Here is a 19988-nt window from a genome sequence, read left to right on the forward strand (position 1 = left end):
TCAAATAACAATAATAAGAGAGAATAAAAATGATCAAATTAAATAGTACACAAAGCAAAATAGTACTGGGGATAGGCCATATGGCTGGTATGGTGGATTTAGCCGCGCTCCCCTTTGGATAAGTGTGTTAATGCAAGATTACCACTTACTTCCACAGCAAGCTGGGCTTACTGTGACTTTGTTTCTTGTCGGTATCGTGATCTCAAGTATTATTTTATCGCCTAAATATACTCGGCTCAACCATCGCTATGTTGCAGCCTTTGGTTTTGCAGTTGCATCGGCTTCATTCTTTACGGCATCAAAACTGTCTGTAGTTTCAGAAAGCTTTTCGATGCTCATAATATTACATGTCATTGCGGGGTTGGGGGCGGGGGCAGCCCTTTCATCCGTTCATGGAACCATAGGAAAAACAGAGAATCCTCATCGCTTATTTGGCTTAGTAAATGTTGCTTTAGGGGTTTTAGCCATTGTGCTATTTGCACTGCTTCCTCAGGCAACAAAACAAATTGGTGGCATAGCTATTTTTATTGCCTTTTTTGCCCTAATGGCATGCGCCGCTATCGTTATGTTTTTCTTTTTTCCTAAGGTTTCTGATGAAACAACAAATCATAATAAAGATGAAAATCAAGCGAATAAAGTCACCGCAAAAATTTTATCCAAACCCGCAGTATGGATGTTTATTTGTGTTGTTAGCTGTCTAACATTGAATCAAGCAATGGTGTTTTCATTTGTTGACAGGATTGGCGACTTGCACAATTTTGATAGAAAGCAAGTGGAAACCGTTTTAATTGTCATGAGTTTCATCAACTTAACCCCTGGGATAGTTGCCTCATTACTGCAAAAGAGGTTATCACCTATCAAGGTTGCTATTGCTGGCCCTTGTTTACAAGCCCTGTTTGCCTTGTCTATTACGCATGCATCATCCAATTTTTTGTTGTATGCCATTCCCGTCGCGTTTTACGTCACGCTCGTAATTTTTACCCACACTTTTGTGTTTGGCCTATTGGCCAGAATAGATCCAACTGGTCGCGCAGTAGCGGCTACACCAGCCATGATGATGATTGGGTCCGCAATAGGGCCTCTACTGGGCGGCGTTATCGTTGCGACGGTTGGCTATCAGGGACTAGCTTGGGCAACTGTCATCATTAGCGCCATCGCAGTGACCTTAGTGATAAAGGCTCAGAGCCTATTAAAAAAAGCGGATGTTACGGTAAGTATACCAAGCATGGTGTAGATCAAGCAGGCCAAGTTTACGCAAATATAAAAGTCATGAATAACAATGGTAATTGAAGTAGGAAGTAAAATCATGAGTCACAATAACGTTGGAATGCAATTTCCTGATGAGTTGACTTTTAAAGGTTACGCAGCTCCTGTTCGTATAGAAGGACATGTGCATGACCTTGAAGTCATAGGTAGTATCCCTGCTGAATTAGAGGGAACCTATTACCGAAACAGTGCTGATCACACATATAGACCACGCCACCCTAATGACATCTTCTTAAATGGGGATGGTATGGTACATATGGTGAGATTTGAGCAAGGCCATGCAGACTTAACCACTAGGTTTGTTCGCACCAAAAAGTTTGAGCTTGAAAGACAAGCCCGTCGCGCACTTTTTGGTTCATACCGTAACCCTTTTACCAGCTCAGACGCGGTGAGAGAAGAAGACCACAATACGGCTAATACGTCAGTGATGTTGCTTAACAAAAAATTGTACGCACTGAAAGAGTCGGGGCGTCCTTATGAAATTCATCCAGATGATTTAACTACCCTAGGTGAAACCGATTTTGATGGGCAGCTCACTAGCCAAACCTTCACTGCGCACCCAAAATTTGATCCAAAAACCGGAGAATGCATTGCCTTTGCTTATAACTGCGAAGGGGTAGCCAGTGATGAAATAGAAATTTACATCATCAACAAAGAAGGCAAATTCACTCGCTCTGAAAGATTCAAAGCGCCTTACTGTTCCATGGTGCACGACTTCTTAGTCTCAGAAAACTATATCGCTTTCGTCATTTGCCCGATGGTATGTGATTGGGACAGAGTAAAACAAGGTGAACCTTACTGGCATTGGGATAGCAGCAAGACAACCCATGTCGGAGTGATCCCTCGAGACCGTGGTGTAAAAGCAATTCGCTGGTTTAACGTCAATAAGTCTGTCATGCAAACCCACACATTTAATGCTTGGGAAGACGGTTCTAAACTGATACTGGATCAATTTGTCACCGAGTCCGGCTGGTTAAGCCAATTTCCTGACATTCATAATCCAGATGCTCATGAATTACCTCCTTTCGGTGAACGCTGGACTGTAGACCTTAGTAATGATAGCGATTCCGTTGAAATCAAACGCTTCATTAATCACATTGGCGAAATGCCCGTTATCGATGCCCGTTTTGCCATGCGCAGAACGCGTCATTTTTGGTTTGGCACCAATAATACAGAATTAGGACCAATGCTAGAACCTGGTCCGAAGGGGCCTCCATTTACCTGTCTTGGCCATTTCGACGAGCAAGAAAACAAGCTCGACTTTTACTATGCCGGGCCAAACTCTTCCCCAGAAGAACCCTGCTTCGTTCCGCGCAGCCCAGATGCTGAAGAAGGTGATGGTTGGCTGTTATCTATGGTTGGCCGACGGGATGAAAACCGTACTGATTTGGTGATTTTAGACGCTCGAAATCTCAGCCAAGGCCCTGTTGCCATCGTGAAATTTCCCTGTCGTGTGCACGAAGGCTTCCATGGCATTTGGGTTCCGTCCACACAGAAATAAAAACAACAATTAACAGCGTTATTGCCTCTACGTTAAGGACGCAATAACGCCATCATTAAGGAGTTTCTTATGACAACGTTATATGGATCCCTGCATTCAAGAGCCAACCGTTGCGCTTGGATGCTAAAAGAGCTGGGAATAGATTTTCATCATGAGCCAACTAATTTCTTAGATGGCAGCACCCATAGTCCTGAATTTTTAAAGATAAATCCCAATGGCCGTATTCCCGCTCTTGAAGACGGTGGTCTTACCTTATTCGAATCGCTGGCTATCAATTTATATTTGGCCAAAAAAGTCGGCGGTGAGCTAGCGCCCCAAAGTTTGCAAGAAGACGCATTGATGATGCAGTGGACCATTTGGGCCATCACCGAAATAGAAAAACCTTTGTTACTGGCGTCGGCCAATAATTTACTGTTTGCGCCAGAATCACGCAATGTTGAAGAGTTTAACCTAGCCGTGAAAAAGCTATCGCGTCCCTGGGATGTGTTAAACAAACACCTAGAAAATAAAGAATACATACTAGGCGATCGCTTTAGTGCAGCGGATTTAAATGTCGCGGCAGTAATGACCTTAGTTCCTACGGCCAATATTGATATTTCTGCTTGGCCCAATATGCAAGCTTGGCTACACAAATGCCTAGAACGCCCCGCTGCGGACGATTGGAAACACGTTAGTTTTACCATCCCTCGTCCTGACTCCCACTTAGGCATGCTTGCCATGTTTGTGTGACTTGAAATTAGAACGCTTACTTTTCTATTAAAACGTTTACTTTTCTATTAAGTAGAGGCCCCAAAATGAGTTCACTGACACTAATTAATGCTTCAAACATTATAGATTCCGCTTTAAAAGCAGCGAGGAAAAACAACTTTTCCCCGCTCGCCATAGCCGTTTTAGACCCAGGTGGACATTTAATTGCTTTTAAACGCGAAGATGGTGCCGGGATTGCGAGATTTGATATTGCCTTTGGTAAAGCATGGGGATCCCTTGGAATGGGGTTCGGTTCTAGTGAATTAACCAGACGCAGCCAGAAGAACCCTCAGTTCATCAATACATTAACCACCATCAGTCAGGGCCGAATGGTGCCTTCCCCTGGCGGGGTTTTAATTCTGGATCATGAAAAAGCCATTATCGGCGCGATTGGCATTTCCGGTGATATCGGTGAGAACGACGAAATATGTGCCATCTCAGGTATTGAGGAAAACGGATTTATCGCTGCCAACGGTATTGTCAGTTGAAGCGTTGGTATGCGTGATACCTAGTGATTCATGATCGGGTACACACGTTCTTTTGTTTCATTTTTTATTGTCTTATGAGGTTACTCCATGTTCGATGTAGCGATTATTGGTTGTGGACCAGTAGGTGCTTTGGCTGCCAATTTACTTGGCAAATCTGGATTAAAAGTCTTGGTTCTGGAAAAAGAAATTAATCCATTTCCTTTACCTCGAGCAGTACATCTTGACCATGAAATGATGCGTTTATTTCAGTCCGCGGGAGTCATCAACGATGTGCTAAATGACATGCGTGACACTCAGGGTCATTTACATATTGGTGCAGACTACGGCGTCATGCGTTATATGGGGACGGTGGGTAAACCTCGTCCATATGGTTGGTCTAATGATTATTTTTTCTACCAGCCAGAGCTTGAAAATCATCTGCGTCAAGCGCTTAAGCAATACTCTAATGTTGCTTTACGGTTAGGCTCTGAATTTGACAGCCTGACACAGACAGATTCAAGCGTAACGCTAAATATAAAAACATCAAGCGGAGTCACAAGCGAAAAAACGCGCTGGGTGATTGCCTGTGATGGAGCAAGCAGTAAGGTGCGCAAATCCTTAGGCATCAAACTTGAGGATTTGCAATTCGAAGAGCCTTGGTTAGTGGTGGATGCGCAAGTAGACGGAGACGTGCAGTTTCCCAACTTTACTGGCGTGCCAGACGAAGCAGATTTACAACAACTTTCAGTCATGTTGTGTGATCCCAAACGCCCTATCACGATTGTCCCAGGTCGTGGTAATCATCGCCGCTGGGAAATGATGCTGCTGCCTGGGGAAAATGATCAATCAATGATGCAGCCAGATAAAGTTCTAGAGACTCGTAGGACCGTATTTAAACGGTGTGCCGCATAAGATTGTTCGTGCCGCAACCTATCGTTTTCATGGTCTGATTGCAGAACAATGGAGGCTTGGTCAGGTATTTTTGGCGGGTGACGCAGCCCATCAAACTCCGCCTTTCTTCGGTCAAGGAATGTGCCATGGATTGCGAGATGTCGCTAATCTGGCCTGGAAAATGTCAGCGATTACGCAGGGATTAAGTCACGAAGCCTTATTGGATACCTACCAAATAGAGCGGGATCCTCACGTTCGATCTGTTATCTCCTCTGCCATAGAGGCAGGAAAATATATCTGCATTTTGGATCCTCAAAAAGCCTCTGAACGTGACGCCACAGTGCGAAGAAAAGCAGCGCAAAACGAACTCCCCAATACCGCGGCAGAGTTAATACCAGCGATTCAGTCAGGAGTGATTGCAACAGAAACGACGAAAGCCGGAGTACGTTTTATCCAGCCTCACATTAATGGGAATTTAATGGACAACGTGATCAAAGAAAAATGGCGGTTATTTGTGACAGGCAAAAAAGCAGTAAAGGCCGCCAAGCACTTCATAGACCAAAACATGCCCCGTTATGACATTAGCATTACTGACGTCACTACACTGGACGACAAGGGCGCCATTTTAAATTGGTTGAAAGAAGCGGAAGTCGATAGCGTACTTATTCGCCCTGATTTCTATGTTTACGGAACGGCACTGAATGACGTATCGGGTTTGCTCACTTCTTTATTAGACCATATGCAGATGAATGTTAACTTGGAGAAAAGCGCATGAAATTACGCAGTGTTGAACTCGTTTTACCCAAAGCCAAAGAGGCCCATGACTTTCTAATAGACATCTGGGGTGCTGCTTCTGGAGGCCAAAAAGGCAACACCTATTATATTCGGGGCGCTGGCACCTTCCCGTACTTGGTCGCCTTAGAAGAAGGTGAAGATCGCTTTGTACGCTCAACGACCTTTGTTTGTAATGAAGAAGAACTGCAGCACATTGTGACAAAGTCTCATGAGCGTGGTTTGAAGGCAAAACGTGAAGTATCAGCTGACCTAGGCGGTGGTGAAGGTGTCATTGTCGAACTGCCAGAGGGGGAATTATTTCGCTTTCTCGTTGGGGCAACGGATGTTCCAGCCATGCAAGGGCAGGATCTTCCCGTCAAATTAACCCATGTGGTGTTCAATTCAACAGATGCAGAAAAAACCGCAGACATTGCAGAGGAAGTACTTAACTTCCGTGTTTCAGACCGTACCAAAGGCATGGTGTTTGTACGCTGTAACGACTCACATCACAGCACCGCTTTTGCTCGAGCAGGCTTTAGTTCACTAAACCATATTGCTTTTGAAATGGCGGACCTAGATGGCGTCATGCGCGGCATTGGCCGACTCAGAGATCACCAAATGACACCCGCTTGGGGACCTGGTCGCCACGGCCCTGGTGCCAATGTATTTGCTTATTTTATTGCACCATTTGGCGCTGTTATTGAGTTTTCCACTGCCGTTGAAAAAATAACCGAAGACTACCCTGTGGGAGCGCCTGAAGATTGGACATGGCCGGCAAACCGAATCGACCAATGGGGAACATCTGACAAAGACTTCCAAGGCTTGAGACAAGCAGAAGAGAACTTCAGATTTCGCCGCCAATGGGAACCCGAACAACGGATAAAAAACACAAATAAAGAGAGCCAATAATATGAAATATCTCAGCTTTTTACGTCCAAATGGCACCGCAAGTTATGGTCGTTTAGAAAACGATATCGTATACGACCTAAAAACTGCGTCAGCTCCCACGGATCTGAAAACAGCGATAGCCAACAATGCACTGACAACGCTAGAAACACACGAAACGTTTGCCTATTCACAAGTCACCTTACTTCCTGTGATTCCCAATCCGAATAAAATATTTTGTGTTGGCCATAATTATGAATCACATCGCAAAGAAACCGGACGCGATGAAGTGGCTAATCCATCTATATTTATACGCTTTGCCGACAGTTTAACGGCTCATAAATCAGAAATTCTGATGCCTAACGTATCCACAAGCTTAGACTATGAAGGAGAACTTGCCGTGATCATTGGCAAAGGTGGTCGCGCCATTGCCGAAGCGGAAGCAATGAATCATGTGGCAGGATATGCCTGTTTTAACGATGCCTCTATACGAGATTGGCAATGGCATACAAGACAGTTCACACCGGGAAAAAACTTCCCAACAACTGGGCCATTTGGCCCTTACATGGTGACTCCAGATGAGGCAGGCAACCTAGAACACGTCCATGTTATTACACGCTTAAACGGTGAAGTCATGCAAGATCAACCGATTGGCGACATGATTTTCCCTATTGCTCAGATTATTGCGTATGTCTCAGCCTTTACTCCATTATCCCCTGGAGATGTCATTGTCAGTGGCACACCCGGTGGCGTTGGCGCAAAACGTACACCTCCAGTCTGGATGAAACCTGGAGATATAATTGAGGTTGAAATTGGTCCTATGGGTACGCTCATCAATACGATCGGCCAAGAATAGTGTGTAAGGTAATCACCTGCATCCTGTTATATTAATCTGTGAAGTTTAAAGAGTCTCACCTGAGGCTCTTTATGTTTTGTAATCAATGTTTTACTTGACTACCAGAGCTGGAGCCCCTCGCCAGTGTGACTAGTGAGTGGCTTTATTTTTGGGCTAAATATTGTTGTAGATGGTGTTATTGTGATTAGTGAGGGTGGTTAAAGCATGCAGATAGCGAATAAAGACAATTGCTTCATGAACGAAAGTCGTCAATTTTTTTAACACCTTCAAGTTCTTTAGATAATTAAACGGTTAAAATCTTGGTGACTTCTCCTAGCGCTTCCCAAGAAACATCAAATGCTTCTTCGAGCTCTATTGGCTCCTTTAACCAACGTAAAATACCAGTCCATCCGCTGAATAAAAGCATTTCAGCTAAGATATCGAGTACCAATGCCGAGCTGTTTTCGATCTTCATCGCGAGTAGTTGGCTTAAATGACTCCTTGCTTCTGACATTCTGGCTAACTGAATTTGTCCTGCCTTGGGATGGGTACGAACAATTTCTAATACAATAAGTAGTTCCTCTTTATTTGTTGTTGCAGCTTGCATGAAATCAAACATTAATAGACGAAGGTTTTCTTTTATAGGAAGTTCACTTTTCAAGAAACGTTCAATCGATTCCTCTGATATGTCAGGTACTCCACTCATCAGAGCGGACTCTTTATTTTCGTAATAATTGAAAAAAGTTCTATGGCTAATACCAACATATTTACTTATGGCACTGGGTTGTAACAGCACTAAAGCCATCTTTGCAAGCGAGCTTAAGTGTTGCTTTATGTATATCGCGAGCCATCTCAATACGCCTACGCTCTCTAAGACCTAACATCGCTATCTCTCTTAATGTACGCCAAATAGTAAATAACGTTATGTTAACAGCTCTCTAGGTTATTTTAAAAAATAAAAAAAAGTGCATATTTTAAGGAATTAAAAATATAAATGACAATTATTGCCTGCAATGAAAATGTTGCGCATTGTGCAATATTTTTCTTTTCCGTATGATCTTCTTAATCATCTATGACTCATTAATTTATGTTGTTGGTAGCTATAGATCCTTTTTAACTTAGGGAATTTGTATGAAACAAATTAAACCATATCACTTGTTAGTAAATTTTTTGTTTGCAGCGCTACCTCTTAGTGCATTGGCTCAACAACCACCTTCTTTACCTCCCCAGCAAGTAGGCGTGATAACAGTGAAGCAACAGGAAGTGCCAATTATCGTTGAGCTTCCAGGTCGGGCTGTTGCTTATGAAAAAGCTGATATTCGACCTCGAGTGACTGGTATTGTCATTGATAAATTATATAAAGCGGGTGCCGAAGTTAAAAAAGGTGACCCGCTTTTTCGATTAGATGATTCAAGTTATCAAGCAACAGTGGCAGCCGATGAGGCCACTGTTGCGGAGGCTCAGGCAAATTTACCAGTTAAACAGTCCGCTTATAATAGAGCTAAAAAACTAGAAGGCTCAGGCTATACAGCTGCTGATGTTGATACGGCAGAATCTGAAGCTCGCTTCCGCTAAAGCGACGCTATTGTCTGCAGAAGCAGCTTTGAAATATTCAAGAATACAATTGGGCTGGACGACTATTGTTTCGCCTATTGACGGGATTGTAGACGTCTCCAATGTTTCTCTTGGTGATTTGGTTTCTTCAGGACAAACTGATTCCCTTACAACAGTGACGACACTAAATCCTATTTTTATTGATATGGTTGCTCCTGTAGAAGATATGTTGAGTTTTCGTCGTCAGATCGAGCAAGGTGCCGTACAGACTGGAGAGAAACTTTCTGCTCAGTTACAGGTCGGCGACAATGATATTTTAGAAGGTTCTGGTGCACTGGTTACTTATTCACCAACGGTTTCTACTTCCACTGGTTCGGTAACCGTCCGTTTCCAGTTTGATAATCCCGATCATATCATTCTGCCTGGGATGTTTGTACGTGGAATATTGCAACTTGGTAGTCAGAAAGCCTTTCTTATTCCTCAAAGAGCAGGGTCTCATGGCGCCGATGGTTTATTTTCCGCTTTCGTCGTTGATAGCGACGGCAAATCTAAAAAAGTTAGCTTAAAAACCTATGGTAGTTATCAGAATAATTGGATTGTACGTTCAGGGATTTCTGCTAACGAACAAGTGATTGTTGATGGGCAGAAGAATTTGTCAGAGGGCGTTGCAGTTACTCCTGTAGAAGTCTCCATTAATAGTGATGGTACAACTCAAGACATTGCGCCATCTCAAGCTAACGATATGAAACTGTCTCCTAGCCATTCACAAACGTCTCTGTCGGAGTAATACCCTATGACACAGTTTTTTATACATCGTCCGGTGTTTGCTTGGGTACTTGCCATTGCGCTGATGATAGGGGGCGCTTTTGGTCTAAAAAGTTTGGCAATTTCTCAGTATCCCGAAGTCGCTCCAACAACTATTCAAATTAGTGCCACATACACTGGAGCATCAGCACAAATCGTTGCCGATTCTGTGACTTCTGTCATTGAGGATGGCATGACAGACTTGGACGGTTTTCTTTATATGACGTCCACGTCCAGTGAAGGTAGCTCTAGCATATCGCTTGTTTTTGACAGTAGCGTTGATCCAGATACTGCTCAAGTACAAGTCCAAAACAAACTAAAAGTCGTAGAAAGCTCTTTACCTTCTGTCGTTACTCAAACTGGCGTCACTGTTACCCGTTCTACTAGTTCAATCTTATTAGTGGGTGGCTTGGTGTCTGAAGATGGCCGATACTCTGGTGTTGAATTGGGGAATTTATTTTCTCAGCAGATGAAGAAGAGGCTTCAGCGTGTAGAAGGTGTGGGTCAAGTAAACACGTTTGGCTCAGAATACGCGATGCGTATTTGGCTTGATCCTAACAAGCTTTATAAATACTCGTTAACACCCAGTGATGTAACAAGTGCTATTTCGGCACAAAATACCAATGTAACGGTTGGATCGCTTGGTGCAATTCCAAACGAAAAGGGTCAACAAGTAAAAATTCTTCTTAAGGCACAATCACAACTTACGTCTGTTGATGACTTTAGAAAGATTGTTATTTCTACCAATGATGATGGTTCATCTGTGTTTCTTGCAGATGTTGCACGTGTCGAGTTAGACAGTGACGACTATTCTGTATTTTCAAAATACAATGGGAAAAATGCAGTTGGCTTTAGTGTTAATTTAGCGACGGGAGCCAATGCCGTTGATACCTCTACGTTAATTCATGCTGCTATTGATGCTCAAGCGAAGAAGCTTCCAGAAGGCATAAGTGTTGTTTATCCCTATGACACGACGCCTTTTATTCAAGAGTCTATAACGCAAATTTTCCACACATTAATTGAAGCCATCGCACTGGTTTTTATCGTGATATTGGTTTTTTTACAAAGCTGGCGAGCGACTCTCATACCAACGCTTGTGGTTCCCATTGTGTTGCTTGGTACTTTTGGTGTACTGGCTATTACAGGTTTCTCCTTAAATACATTAACTATGTTTGCCTTAGTACTTGCCATTGGCTTGCTGGTTGATGATGCCATCGTTGTTGTAGAAAACGTTGAAAGGGTGATGGAAGAAGAAGGTTTAAGCCCAATGGCAGCGACAGAGAAAAGTATGAGGGAAATCTCTCCTGCTTTGATTGGTATCGTCGTTGTGTTGACTTCTGTATTTTTGCCTATGGCATTTATGAGCGGTTCTACAGGGATCATATATAGACAGTTTTCCATTACGATCGTTTCTGCGATGGTATTGTCTCTTTTTGTCGCTTTAATATTAACGCCAGCTATGTGTGCTTCGTTATTGAAGCCTTCTCATGGCCAATCTAATGCTTGGCCTGCACGTAAGTTTAACGCGGGTCTTGATAAGTTAAATTTAGGTTACACGGGGACTGTGGGTAAACTGCTGCGTCGACCTTTTCGAATGGTTGCTATGGTTGTCGCGGTTGGGGTCGCCATTGTCTTTGTGTACGATCGTCTTCCTACAAGTTTTGTTCCAGTGGAGGACCAAGGCATACTGATGGCATCGGTTTCGCTGCCAAATAATGCTACACGTAGTCAGACAGAAAAGACTGTGACCGCAATAGAAAATTATCTTCTTAAAGACCAAGGGCAATACGTTAATAGTGCCTTTGCTGCTATTGGATATGGTTTTGGTGGATCTGGCCAGAATACTGCCATGATGTTTATTAGTTTAAAGGATTTGGATGAACGAAATGGTGTCTCTGCTGAGCAGATTGCCAACCAAGCCAACATGCACTTTTTCGGCGGGCGATATGGTCAGGTTTTCTTTCTTCAGCCTCCTGCTATACAGGGTATGGGGACATCGAACGGCTTTAATATGTATTTAACTGACTCTAGTGGCAAGGGGCTTGTGGAGCTACAAAAGCAAGCTCAAATGCTTGCTATGTCGGCACAACAGACAGGTAAGGTAACCTCCATTCGGGGTTATGAGTCTAACACTCAAACACAGCTTTCCATTGATATAGATTCACAAAAAGCACAGGCAACAGGTCTAACGCTATCCGATATTAATAGTAATCTAACGACTATTTTTGCTGGCGATTACGTTAACGACTTCATACTGGATGGCAAATTGCGTGATGTGCGAGTAATGGGTGATCAACCTTATCGTATGCAGCCGTCAGACATTAATGATTGGTATATGCGCAATAGTAATGGCGACATGGTGCCAATGACGGCATTTAGTAAACAAGTTTGGGAAGAGGCTGCTACTTCTATTACGCATTATGGCGGGGAAAACGCGATTGAGTTGCAAGGCTCTGCTGCTGAAGGCGTTAGCTCAGGAGATGCTATGAATGTGATGGAAGAGCAGGTTAGAAACATGGGTGGGGGTTACGATCTTGCTTGGACTGGGCTTTCCTATCAGGAAAAACTTTCAGGAAACCAAGAAATGTTGCTGTATATCCTTTCCGTGGTTGTTGTATTTCTTGCGCTTGCAGCGCTTTATGAAAGTTGGATGGTGCCCCTTGCCGTCATGCTAGCGGTTCCTATTAGCTTGCTGGGTGCATTGTTAACGGCATGGGTATTTGGTCAATCAAATGATGTGTACTTTAAAGTCGGTATGTTAACTACTATCGGTCTTGCTGCTCGGAACGCCATACTGATTGTAGAGTTTGCAGAAAGCTTGAGGAAGCAAGGAAATGACCTGCTCGAATCGGTTATTGCGGCGGCCAAAATGCGTCTTCGTCCAATTTTAATGACCACCTTTGCGTTTGCGTTTGGTGTTTTACCTTTAGCACTGGCAAGTGGCACAGGTGCTAATGCACAAAATTCTATTGGTACAGGTATGCTTGGAGGGATCGCTTTCTCCGCTGTTTTTGGAATATTAATGGTGCCCGTTTTGTATGTAGCTGTATTGAAAGCAGTTCAGTTTTCTAAAAAACTGAGCCGTAAGGAGATATCTGAATGATAAAATTATTAAAAATGGCGCCTTTTTTATTATTAGCAGGTTGTGCTGCGGTAGGGCCAGATTGGGAAGTGCCAACAACGCCTCTTCCCGCCACATTTACAGATGGAAATGTAGCTCATATTGATGATGTCGCTTATCGAGCTTGGTGGCGCGATTTTAATGATCCACTTTTAACGAAATTAGTCGAACGAGGATTCGAGCAAAACCTTAGTATTTTGCAAGCAAAAGAGCGCATCAATGAAGCCAATGCAAAGCTTAGGGGGAAAGGTATTAACTCTGCTTTAAGTGGCTCTGCGAGTTTTGAACGACTACGTTCGGGAACCGAAGGACAAGGCTCAACCATTAGTTCAGAAAGTAGTTTAGGCGCAAGTTTTGTTATTGACTTATTTGGTGGCATTCGTCGAGAGCGTGAGGCTGCAGTTGCAAACCTTGCTGCTATTCAATCGAATGTCGGAACTGAGCGGCTAGCTTGGCTTGCGGAGTTAGTTGCAGATTACTCTAATGCCCGCTATTACCAGCAAGCGTTAGAACTGACTCGCGATACCATTGCAACACGCAAAGAGACGCTTGACATTACTAAAAAGGAAGTGGCTGCAGGGGCTTCTACTCAGTATGAATTAGCGCAAGCTGAAGCGGCATTGCAAGCTGCGCAGGCTGAGCTACCAAGTTATCAGGCTCAGTTTAAAGCGACAGTGTTTGCTATCGCGACGTTATTGGATGAACCTGCGGGACCCTTGATGGCAGAAATGCAACAAACCTCTCAGAAGTTGGTCATGCCCACTGGCATTAACATAGGTGTACCTGCCGATTTATTACGAAATCGACCAGACGTTCGATATTACGAAGCTATTCTTCATCAACAGGTTGCAACGGTTGGTGTTGATGAATCATCACTTTACCCATCGATAAGCCTGAACGGTACGGTTTCTAATACAGACTCAGTGAATGGCTGGAGCTTTGGTCCATCTATTTCACTAGGCATATTCAATCGTGGCGCACTTCATGCACAGCGTGACGCCCAAGTGTCAGTGGCAAAACAAGCTGAAATTGACTGGCGGGCAAGTGTTATAGGAGCAGTAGAAGATGTGCAGGTTGCTCAATCGAATTTCACTTTATACCAAGAACAGACAGAGCTATTAAATAAAGCAGCCGCTTCTTACGGGAGAGCGTTAGCCTTAGGTCGTAATAACTACCGCAATGGTGCGATGACACTTTTAGACTTGTTGGACACTGTTCGTTCTGAAGCGTCCGCACAAATTAATGCCGCATCCGTTCATAATTCAGCGATAAAAGAGTGGGCGTCGCTGCAAATCGCTATTGGAGCAGGTGCCGGTTTCTCTGATAAGAAAGACGAAGAGAAAGATGTTGTTACATCTAATGCTATTGAGGTAAAACAATAGTATTAGAGGCATTCACATTATATCTATGAAGCAAAGGCAGTATGGTTTTCAGTCATATTGCCTTTTTTAATAGCTTGTTAGAGGAAGGTTAAACCAGTCCACTGCTTAGTTTGATGGCATATTTTTTAAGTATATCAACCTCGGCTGCGATTCTCTTTGGGTCATAATCTTCCACTGAGCGTACACAACTAATGCTTGCTTGAATTTTGCCATCTTGGCTGAGGATAGGAACCGCTAAACCAAATACGGTTTTATCCACTTCTGATATTGATAATGCATAGCCGTCATCTCTGATTTTTTGCAGGTTCGCTCTAAAATCTTTCCAGTTTGTACCTAAATGGGATTGTTCTATTTCACTCGGGTTTTCTACAAAAAGACGCATATGCTGAGCATTTGGTAAAAATGCCAAGATGGCTTTAGAGGTTGCTCCACTAAACAGAGGTCTTGGAATCCCTCTTGAATAACTAAGACTAGTCTCTAAATTACCAAAGTGATACACGCAGACAACTTGATCCTTAAATAGTCTACAAACCAACCAAGCTTGTTTGCCTTCTAGCTCGTACGGTTGTTGTTCAATGTCTTTCGATAATCTAACTAGAGGGTCCGATAGGCGTAACTGACGGTCCCATTGAATGATACGTGAGCCAAGGCTGTAATTGCTCTTTCCTGTTTGAAAAAGCAATCCAGCATCGGCCAATTCTTTGGTATATCGGTATCCGGTAGATCGGGTGTAGTTAAATTCTGTACAAATATCGTCTACAGACCAGATTGGTTTTTCTTGGGTAAACAAGTCTAAAATGCGTAGCATACGTTCTAAACTGCTGCGCTTTACGTCTTTGTTATTCACTTCTGCGTTTTTATCTTCCAATTTTTCAGCCCATTTTATGTAGTCATGTTTAACGATACTGAACCACTCAGTAAGTGCAACACCTTGGCGCGTCGATTTCCTGCTGAATTATACCTTGCAATGAAATAAAGCTCATAGAGTTTAGCACATTTGAATAGGGTGAATGCTCTATATTGGGTAATTAATTTAATCTCACATTGTAGGATTTGTTGATTTTTTATTATTTTGAAATTATATTGTTGTTCATAATAAAAATCTGTCAATCAAAAAACTGGCATACCGCGCTATTGTGAGGATGTCGTGAGGGGGAAGAATGAAATTAGTGTCTTTTGAGTTCCACAATCGTAGCTCTTATGGTGTGGTGGTGGATGATGTAGTGAAAGATCTTGAGTCAATGAAGTCTCAGTTAGGGCAGGATCTTCAGCAAGTTTTGCAAAACGGAAACTTGGCGAAGATTGAACAACTCGATTTATCGAATATGCCGGAAATAGCATTGGATGAGATTCGTTATCTTCCCGTCATTGCCAGCCCAAACAAGACGCTTTGCATTGGTATTAACTATGCAACCCACGTTAAAGAAACCGGCCGTGATATGCCTGTATATCCAATGATTTTTACCCGTTTTGCCGATACTCAAGTGGCACATGAACAAGCCATCATTCGACCAACTATTTCACACAAGTTGGATTTTGAAGGGGAACTTGCTGTGGTTATTGGTAAAACAGCCCGCCATGTTGCGGCGCAAGACGCTTTAGATTATGTGGCTGGTTACTCTTGTTATAACGATGGCAGTGTGCGTGATTGGCAAAAACACACCATTCAGTTTGTTCCAGGGAAAAACTTCCCTAGTACCGGCGGTTTCGGACCTTTCCTTGTTACTACCTCTGATATTCCTGATCCACAGAAGCTTCATCTAACAACGCGTTTAAATGGTGAGGTTATGCAGGATACCGATACGGACGACATGATTTTTTCTGTCGAGAAGTTGATTGAGTACTGCTCCACCTTTACTGAGCTGGCTCCTGGCGATGTGATTGTTTCTGGAACAACTGGTGGTGTAGGGGCATTTCGTCAGCCACCAGTGTGGATGAAACCTGGCGATGTGGTTGAAGTGGAAATCTCTGGAATAGGCATCCTAAGAAATACCATAGTAGACGAAGAACAATAATAGAGTTGTCCCTTCTCATTTTATTGCTCTTTCTTAATTTACGTTGAAGAAAGAGCAATAAGGAGACTGTGTTTTTTTAACAATAATAAAGCGTTTTTATTCTCACTTTTCAAAGGAGAGTTGGTATGGCACTTAATGCACATTTAAGCCATTTGGCGATTGGTAGTCCTGATCCATTAGTAATGGCAACTTTCTATGAAAAAGCCATGGGCAACACTATTGAAGACATTGACCAAGGTTATATTTCTGCTGGGCGGGTAGAAAGCTTTTGTTTACTTCCGGCAAAGCGAAAGAGCTTAAATATTTTGCCATGGGAATGACTGAGGAAAATTTGGATCTTTTGCGCGATGCTTTGTTGGCGAAGAATATCCAATTAAGTACTTCTCCATCACCTCTTTTTGATGATAAAGCGTTTGCTCTTCAGGATCCTGATGGTAACTGGTTAACCTTTGGCGTTGAAGAAAAGAGCAAAGAACAAGCCGAATTAACTGCTCGCTTACAACACTTTGCTTTTGCCACAAACAACATTGAAGAGATGGTGGATTTTTATCAAAACACTGTCGGTTATTTAATCAGTGATAATGTGTTTGATGAAAATAAAAAATTAAAAACCGCCTTCTTAAGAAGTGACAACGAACATCATTCATTAGCCATCTTCCAAGCCAAAGAAAAATGGTTTGATCACCATTGTTATGAATCTTCGAATTGGAACGCCATTCGTGATTGGGCAGACCATTTGTCGACTTTTGATATTCCACTTAAATGGGGGCCTGGCCGCCATGGCCCAGGTAATAACCTGTTCATTTTTTTCATGATCCAGACGGTAATTGGTTAGAAATCTCGGCGGAGCTGCAAGTTCTTCCTGAAGATGCTCCAGCAGGGGAGTGGGTGCATGAGCCTAAAACCTTGAATTATTGGGGACAAGCGTTTTTAAGAAGTTAAAAACGTATTTCTAGACTGGTGTACCAACAAAATTTCATGGGCATGATGGAAATTCAGTCGTGCGGCTGGAGTGGTTAATGAATATGAGTGAAAAAGTCCTAAACGAAAAATATGAAGTTGTCGTCATTGGCGGTGGGCCAAGTGGTATGACGCTTGCTAACTTATTGGGTAAATACGGTGTCAAAACGCTTGTTCTTGAGCAAAACAAACACACGGTATTGGAACCAAGAGCTGTGTCCATTGATGATGAATCATTAAGAACGATGCAGGCCATCGGGTTACATGAAAAGGTGAAGTCTTTTTGTGCATTGGATTATGGGTCTGTTTATTATGGTGTTGATGCTAAACCTTTTGCCAAAATTGAGCCGACTGCCAGTGAATATGGCTATCCTCGTCGTAATGCTTTTTCACAGCCTGATCTAGAGGCGACTTTGCGTGAAGGCGCAACGAGATATGAAAGTGTTGATGTTCGCTTTGGCCATGTCGTGACTCATTTTACTCAAGATGATAATGAAGTGTTTATTACCGTTTTGGCTGAAGGACAGACGTATGACGTCAGAGCTGATTATCTTGCCGCGGCTGATGGCGGAAGAAGCTTTACCAGAACATCATTAGGGGTTCCTTTAGAAGGTTTAACTTACGGTCAAAAGTGGCTAATAATCGATATTAAAGGCACCAAAGATACCTTCCGCCAGACTCGAGTCTATTGCAATCCCAAACGGCACTGGAATTAATTTGCCCGGCCCAAATGGTACTCGTCGATTTGAATTTATGGTTTTGCCCGGTGAAACCGATGAACAGGTCATAGAAGAAGACTTTGTTAGAGAGCTAATGGATCAATACGGCCCAGATCGTGATGCCTCTATTGTTAGAAAACAAGTGTATGCCTTTCATGCTCGTAAGGCGGCGCAATGGAAAGTCGGGCGTGTTTTCTTATTAGGCGATGCGGCACATTTAACCCCTCCTTTTGCTGGTCAAGGCATGAATAGCGGATTACGGGATTCAGCTAATTTGGCTTGGAAGCTTGCTTGGGTTATTAAGCATGGCATGTCAGACAAAATCTTAGCAACTTATGAAGAAGAGCGTATGCCTCATTCTTGGCAGTTGATCGAAATGGCTGAGATGCTAGGACGAATAATGATGCCTAAAACTATGTTGAGAGCAACGTTGATTCAAGGCTTTTTCCGTTTGCTTGGTCTTTATAAACCAGCCCGTGATTATGTAACTCAAATGCGTTACAAACCCAAGCCTCGCTTTCCAAGTGGTTGGTTCGTTAAGAATGGGTCTAATAAAAACTCATCAACAGGACTAATGATTGCACAACCTTGTTTAGAAACCCCTGACCGTAAACAAGTGTTGTTGGATGATATTTTGCAAACTGGGTTTTGTTTAGTCGCCTATTCTGATTGCCCTGAATCCGCCTTCGATATGCTCAAACCTTATCGTGCTATTTATAACGATAAAATCCATCGTGTTTGTATTACGCCTCGAACGTGGAATCCCGTTGAAAGTCCAGATTTGACAGTTGTTCGAGACTATAAAGACGAGGCGAAAAAGTGGATTTTTAATCGATCATTCTCGTCAATATTTTTATTAAGACCTGATCGCTACATTGTCGCTGAAATAACACAAAAGAATTTAGCTTCTATGGCAGAAATATTACCTGATTATGTTCCTAATTGAATATAGAAAGCCATTTTAAAAGGACGGAGAAAGCATTAATTCATTTGCAATGATAGAAATATAAAAAAATTGAGATACATCTAAAAATGATAATAACAAAAAAGGTAATCGAGATGAAAACATTAAATTTGAACAAGCTTTGCTCTTTTTGTAGTGCAACAGTCGTTGCTTTGACAATCAGTGTTACTAGTATGCAGTCGGTCGCAGAAACGTTACGTCTGAGTACGCCAGTCCCGCCAAGTCATATTTTTTCTAAGGTATCAACGAAGTTTGCGGAAGATTTAAGTATCAGAACGAATGGGGATTTGAATATTAAAGTTTTCCCATTTGGCAAGCTAGGTAGCGACCCTGAAAACACATTAATGATTCAAACTGGGGCGATTCAGTTTGCCATTATTCCTGCTGCATTTATGGCTAATCGAGAGGAGTCGTTAAATGCTTGGCTGCTTCCTGGGTTATTTGATGATGTGGCAGCGGCCGGAGCAGCCACTCAATTTTCCACTGCTAAAGGGATGTTAGCAGAACTGGATAAACAGGGTATGGTAGGACTGGGTTATGTATTTGCAGGAATGCGGCACCTTCTTTCGGTCGATCCAATATCCGACATGAAAGAAATTAAAGATAAGAAAATACGTACTTTCCCAGGGCCTATTTTTAATGATTGGTGGTTAACCTTTGGTGCCGCTCCCACGGCACTGCCAACACCAGAAATCGCACCAGCATTAACAACAAATTTACTGGATATTGTCGATGTTGATCTAGATTTGGTCACAGCTTTAAAGCTTTATCAGCAAGCTCCTAACTTAGCAATAACCAATCATATGGCATTTCCAGCCATTATGGTGGTATCGAAAAAATGGTGGGAAAGCAAAACGGCTGAGCAGCAAGCTGTGATTCGTGACGTATTTGCGGAGGCTGAGGCGTGGGGCATAAAAGCCCAAGTTATGGCTGAAGAGAATAACTTACAAATGCTTAAAGATGCTGGTGTTGCGATCACTAATATTGACAAAAATAGCTACGCAGACAACACAGCTGAAGTTTTGAATAAATACCTTAATAAAGCACCATTAATTTCTGAGTTCTACGGACAAGTGAAAGCGCAGAAATAATATCAAAATCAG

Annotated in this window: 20 protein-coding genes and 1 pseudogene; 19 read left to right on the top strand and 2 right to left on the bottom strand. The window is 42.8% G+C overall.

Annotation, left to right across the window (positions count from 1 at the left end; genetic code table 11):
• Nucleotides 1-124 precede the first annotated feature (124 nt).
• The 8 genes from ONZ52_RS01350 to ONZ52_RS01385 all read left to right on the top strand — a co-directional run bounded on the left by ONZ52_RS01350 (nt 125) and on the right by ONZ52_RS01385 (nt 7387).
• Nucleotides 125-1234: an MFS transporter gene (locus ONZ52_RS01350; protein WP_346433221.1), complete on the top strand. Its 1110-nt coding sequence runs from the start codon at nt 125-127 to the stop codon at nt 1232-1234.
• 72 nt (nt 1235-1306) lie between these two features.
• Nucleotides 1307-2767: a carotenoid oxygenase family protein gene (locus ONZ52_RS01355; protein ID WP_265216840.1), complete on the top strand. Its 1461-nt coding sequence runs from the start codon at nt 1307-1309 to the stop codon at nt 2765-2767.
• 69 nt (nt 2768-2836) lie between these two features.
• The gene (locus ONZ52_RS01360; protein ID WP_265216841.1) at nt 2837-3496 is read left to right on the top strand and encodes a glutathione S-transferase family protein; all 660 of its coding nucleotides are present in this window, start codon (nt 2837-2839) and stop codon (nt 3494-3496) included.
• 65 nt (nt 3497-3561) lie between these two features.
• Nucleotides 3562-4002: a GlcG/HbpS family heme-binding protein gene (locus ONZ52_RS01365; protein ID WP_265216842.1), complete on the top strand. Its 441-nt coding sequence runs from the start codon at nt 3562-3564 to the stop codon at nt 4000-4002.
• Nucleotides 4003-4089: 87 nt separating this feature from the next.
• Nucleotides 4090-4893 (top strand): FAD-dependent monooxygenase, encoded by an 804-nt coding sequence (locus ONZ52_RS01370; protein WP_265216843.1) that lies wholly within the window; start codon nt 4090-4092, stop codon nt 4891-4893.
• Nucleotides 4883-5647 carry an FAD-dependent monooxygenase gene (locus ONZ52_RS01375; RefSeq protein WP_265216844.1) on the top strand — a complete coding sequence of 255 codons (765 nt, stop codon included), beginning with the start codon at nt 4883-4885 and terminating at the stop codon, nt 5645-5647. The genes ONZ52_RS01370 and ONZ52_RS01375 overlap by 11 nt, the downstream gene beginning before the upstream one ends.
• Nucleotides 5644-6555 (top strand): VOC family protein, encoded by a 912-nt coding sequence (locus ONZ52_RS01380; RefSeq protein WP_265216845.1) that lies wholly within the window; start codon nt 5644-5646, stop codon nt 6553-6555. The genes ONZ52_RS01375 and ONZ52_RS01380 overlap by 4 nt, the downstream gene beginning before the upstream one ends.
• 1 nt (nt 6556) lies before the next feature.
• On the top strand, nt 6557-7387 hold the full coding sequence (locus ONZ52_RS01385) for a fumarylacetoacetate hydrolase family protein (RefSeq protein ID WP_265216847.1): 831 nt from the start codon (nt 6557-6559) through the stop codon (nt 7385-7387).
• Between the two features lie 283 nt (nt 7388-7670).
• Here the strand turns inward: ONZ52_RS01385 and ONZ52_RS01390 are convergent, their stop codons facing one another.
• Nucleotides 7671-8072 carry a hypothetical protein gene (locus ONZ52_RS01390; RefSeq protein WP_265216848.1) on the bottom strand — a complete coding sequence of 134 codons (402 nt, stop codon included), beginning with the start codon at nt 8070-8072 and terminating at the stop codon, nt 7671-7673.
• 425 nt (nt 8073-8497) lie between these two features.
• Here ONZ52_RS01390 and ONZ52_RS01395 point away from each other — a divergent pair, with 425 nt between their 5' ends.
• Genes ONZ52_RS01395 through ONZ52_RS01410 form a run of 4 tightly spaced genes read left to right on the top strand, consistent with a single transcriptional unit; the run spans nt 8498 to nt 14227 of the window.
• Entirely contained in the window at nt 8498-8941 is a 444-nt protein-coding gene (locus tag ONZ52_RS01395; RefSeq protein WP_265216849.1) for an efflux RND transporter periplasmic adaptor subunit, read from the top strand.
• Entirely contained in the window at nt 8904-9707 is an 804-nt protein-coding gene (locus ONZ52_RS01400) for an efflux RND transporter periplasmic adaptor subunit (RefSeq protein ID WP_265216850.1), read from the top strand. Before ONZ52_RS01395 ends, ONZ52_RS01400 begins: the two co-directional genes overlap by 38 nt.
• A gap of 6 nt (nt 9708-9713) precedes the next feature.
• Nucleotides 9714-12827: an efflux RND transporter permease subunit gene (locus ONZ52_RS01405; protein WP_265216851.1), complete on the top strand. Its 3114-nt coding sequence runs from the start codon at nt 9714-9716 to the stop codon at nt 12825-12827.
• Nucleotides 12824-14227 (top strand): efflux transporter outer membrane subunit, encoded by a 1404-nt coding sequence (locus tag ONZ52_RS01410; protein WP_265216852.1) that lies wholly within the window; start codon nt 12824-12826, stop codon nt 14225-14227. Before ONZ52_RS01405 ends, ONZ52_RS01410 begins: the two co-directional genes overlap by 4 nt.
• Before the next feature lie 88 nt (nt 14228-14315).
• Here ONZ52_RS01410 and ONZ52_RS01415 read toward each other — a convergent pair whose 3' ends face one another.
• Nucleotides 14316-15095 carry an IclR family transcriptional regulator gene (locus ONZ52_RS01415; RefSeq protein WP_265216853.1) on the bottom strand — a complete coding sequence of 260 codons (780 nt, stop codon included), beginning with the start codon at nt 15093-15095 and terminating at the stop codon, nt 14316-14318.
• 292 nt (nt 15096-15387) lie between these two features.
• On the opposite strand from ONZ52_RS01415, the gene ONZ52_RS01420 reads away from it, so the two are divergent.
• The 7 genes and pseudogenes from ONZ52_RS01420 (at nt 15388) to ONZ52_RS01445 (ending at nt 19976) form a co-directional block, all read left to right on the top strand.
• On the top strand, nt 15388-16242 hold the full coding sequence (locus ONZ52_RS01420; protein WP_265216854.1) for a fumarylacetoacetate hydrolase family protein: 855 nt from the start codon (nt 15388-15390) through the stop codon (nt 16240-16242).
• A 125-nt stretch (nt 16243-16367) separates the two neighbouring features.
• Nucleotides 16368-16562: a hypothetical protein gene (locus tag ONZ52_RS01425; RefSeq protein WP_265216855.1), complete on the top strand. Its 195-nt coding sequence runs from the start codon at nt 16368-16370 to the stop codon at nt 16560-16562.
• Nucleotides 16559-17077 (top strand): VOC family protein, encoded by a 519-nt coding sequence (locus tag ONZ52_RS01430; protein WP_265216856.1) that lies wholly within the window; start codon nt 16559-16561, stop codon nt 17075-17077. Before ONZ52_RS01425 ends, ONZ52_RS01430 begins: the two co-directional genes overlap by 4 nt.
• A 184-nt stretch (nt 17078-17261) precedes the next feature.
• Entirely contained in the window at nt 17262-17918 is a 657-nt protein-coding gene (locus tag ONZ52_RS01435; RefSeq protein WP_265216857.1) for an FAD-dependent monooxygenase, read from the top strand.
• A gap of 37 nt (nt 17919-17955) precedes the next feature.
• Nucleotides 17956-18288 (top strand): annotated as a pseudogene (locus ONZ52_RS25565) (FAD-dependent monooxygenase); the annotation flags it as partial.
• A gap of 207 nt (nt 18289-18495) precedes the next feature.
• Nucleotides 18496-18867 carry a hypothetical protein gene (locus tag ONZ52_RS25570; protein WP_487348998.1) on the top strand — a complete coding sequence of 124 codons (372 nt, stop codon included), beginning with the start codon at nt 18496-18498 and terminating at the stop codon, nt 18865-18867.
• A 113-nt stretch (nt 18868-18980) separates the two neighbouring features.
• The gene (locus tag ONZ52_RS01445; RefSeq protein ID WP_265216859.1) at nt 18981-19976 is read left to right on the top strand and encodes a TRAP transporter substrate-binding protein; all 996 of its coding nucleotides are present in this window, start codon (nt 18981-18983) and stop codon (nt 19974-19976) included.
• Nucleotides 19977-19988: the final 12 nt, after the last annotated feature.

The organism is Marinomonas rhodophyticola (genome assembly GCF_026113935.1).
Lineage (GTDB): Bacteria > Pseudomonadota > Gammaproteobacteria > Pseudomonadales > Marinomonadaceae > Marinomonas > Marinomonas rhodophyticola.

What these genes read in the sequence shown, in the direction of transcription:
- ONZ52_RS01355 (WP_265216840.1), top strand. Translation starts at nt 1,307, where the DNA reads ATGAGTCACAATAACGTTGGAATGCAATTTCCTGATGAGTTGACTTTT.
- ONZ52_RS01360 (WP_265216841.1), top strand. Translation starts at nt 2,837, where the DNA reads ATGACAACGTTATATGGATCCCTGCATTCAAGAGCCAACCGTTGCGCT.
- ONZ52_RS01365 (WP_265216842.1), top strand. Translation starts at nt 3,562, where the DNA reads ATGAGTTCACTGACACTAATTAATGCTTCAAACATTATAGATTCCGCT.
- ONZ52_RS01370 (WP_265216843.1), top strand. Translation starts at nt 4,090, where the DNA reads ATGTTCGATGTAGCGATTATTGGTTGTGGACCAGTAGGTGCTTTGGCT.
- ONZ52_RS01380 (WP_265216845.1), top strand. Translation starts at nt 5,644, where the DNA reads ATGAAATTACGCAGTGTTGAACTCGTTTTACCCAAAGCCAAAGAGGCC.
- ONZ52_RS01385 (WP_265216847.1), top strand. Translation starts at nt 6,557, where the DNA reads ATGAAATATCTCAGCTTTTTACGTCCAAATGGCACCGCAAGTTATGGT.
- ONZ52_RS01390 (WP_265216848.1), bottom strand. Translation starts at nt 8,072, where the DNA reads ATGAGTGGAGTACCTGACATATCAGAGGAATCGATTGAACGTTTCTTG.
- ONZ52_RS01395 (WP_265216849.1), top strand. Translation starts at nt 8,498, where the DNA reads ATGAAACAAATTAAACCATATCACTTGTTAGTAAATTTTTTGTTTGCA.
- ONZ52_RS01400 (WP_265216850.1), top strand. Translation starts at nt 8,904, where the DNA reads ATGTTGATACGGCAGAATCTGAAGCTCGCTTCCGCTAAAGCGACGCTA.
- ONZ52_RS01405 (WP_265216851.1), top strand. Translation starts at nt 9,714, where the DNA reads ATGACACAGTTTTTTATACATCGTCCGGTGTTTGCTTGGGTACTTGCC.
- ONZ52_RS01410 (WP_265216852.1), top strand. Translation starts at nt 12,824, where the DNA reads ATGATAAAATTATTAAAAATGGCGCCTTTTTTATTATTAGCAGGTTGT.
- ONZ52_RS01420 (WP_265216854.1), top strand. Translation starts at nt 15,388, where the DNA reads ATGAAATTAGTGTCTTTTGAGTTCCACAATCGTAGCTCTTATGGTGTG.
- ONZ52_RS01425 (WP_265216855.1), top strand. Translation starts at nt 16,368, where the DNA reads ATGGCACTTAATGCACATTTAAGCCATTTGGCGATTGGTAGTCCTGAT.
- ONZ52_RS01430 (WP_265216856.1), top strand. Translation starts at nt 16,559, where the DNA reads ATGACTGAGGAAAATTTGGATCTTTTGCGCGATGCTTTGTTGGCGAAG.
- ONZ52_RS01435 (WP_265216857.1), top strand. Translation starts at nt 17,262, where the DNA reads ATGAATATGAGTGAAAAAGTCCTAAACGAAAAATATGAAGTTGTCGTC.
- ONZ52_RS25570 (WP_487348998.1), top strand. Translation starts at nt 18,496, where the DNA reads ATGATTGCACAACCTTGTTTAGAAACCCCTGACCGTAAACAAGTGTTG.
- ONZ52_RS01445 (WP_265216859.1), top strand. Translation starts at nt 18,981, where the DNA reads ATGAAAACATTAAATTTGAACAAGCTTTGCTCTTTTTGTAGTGCAACA.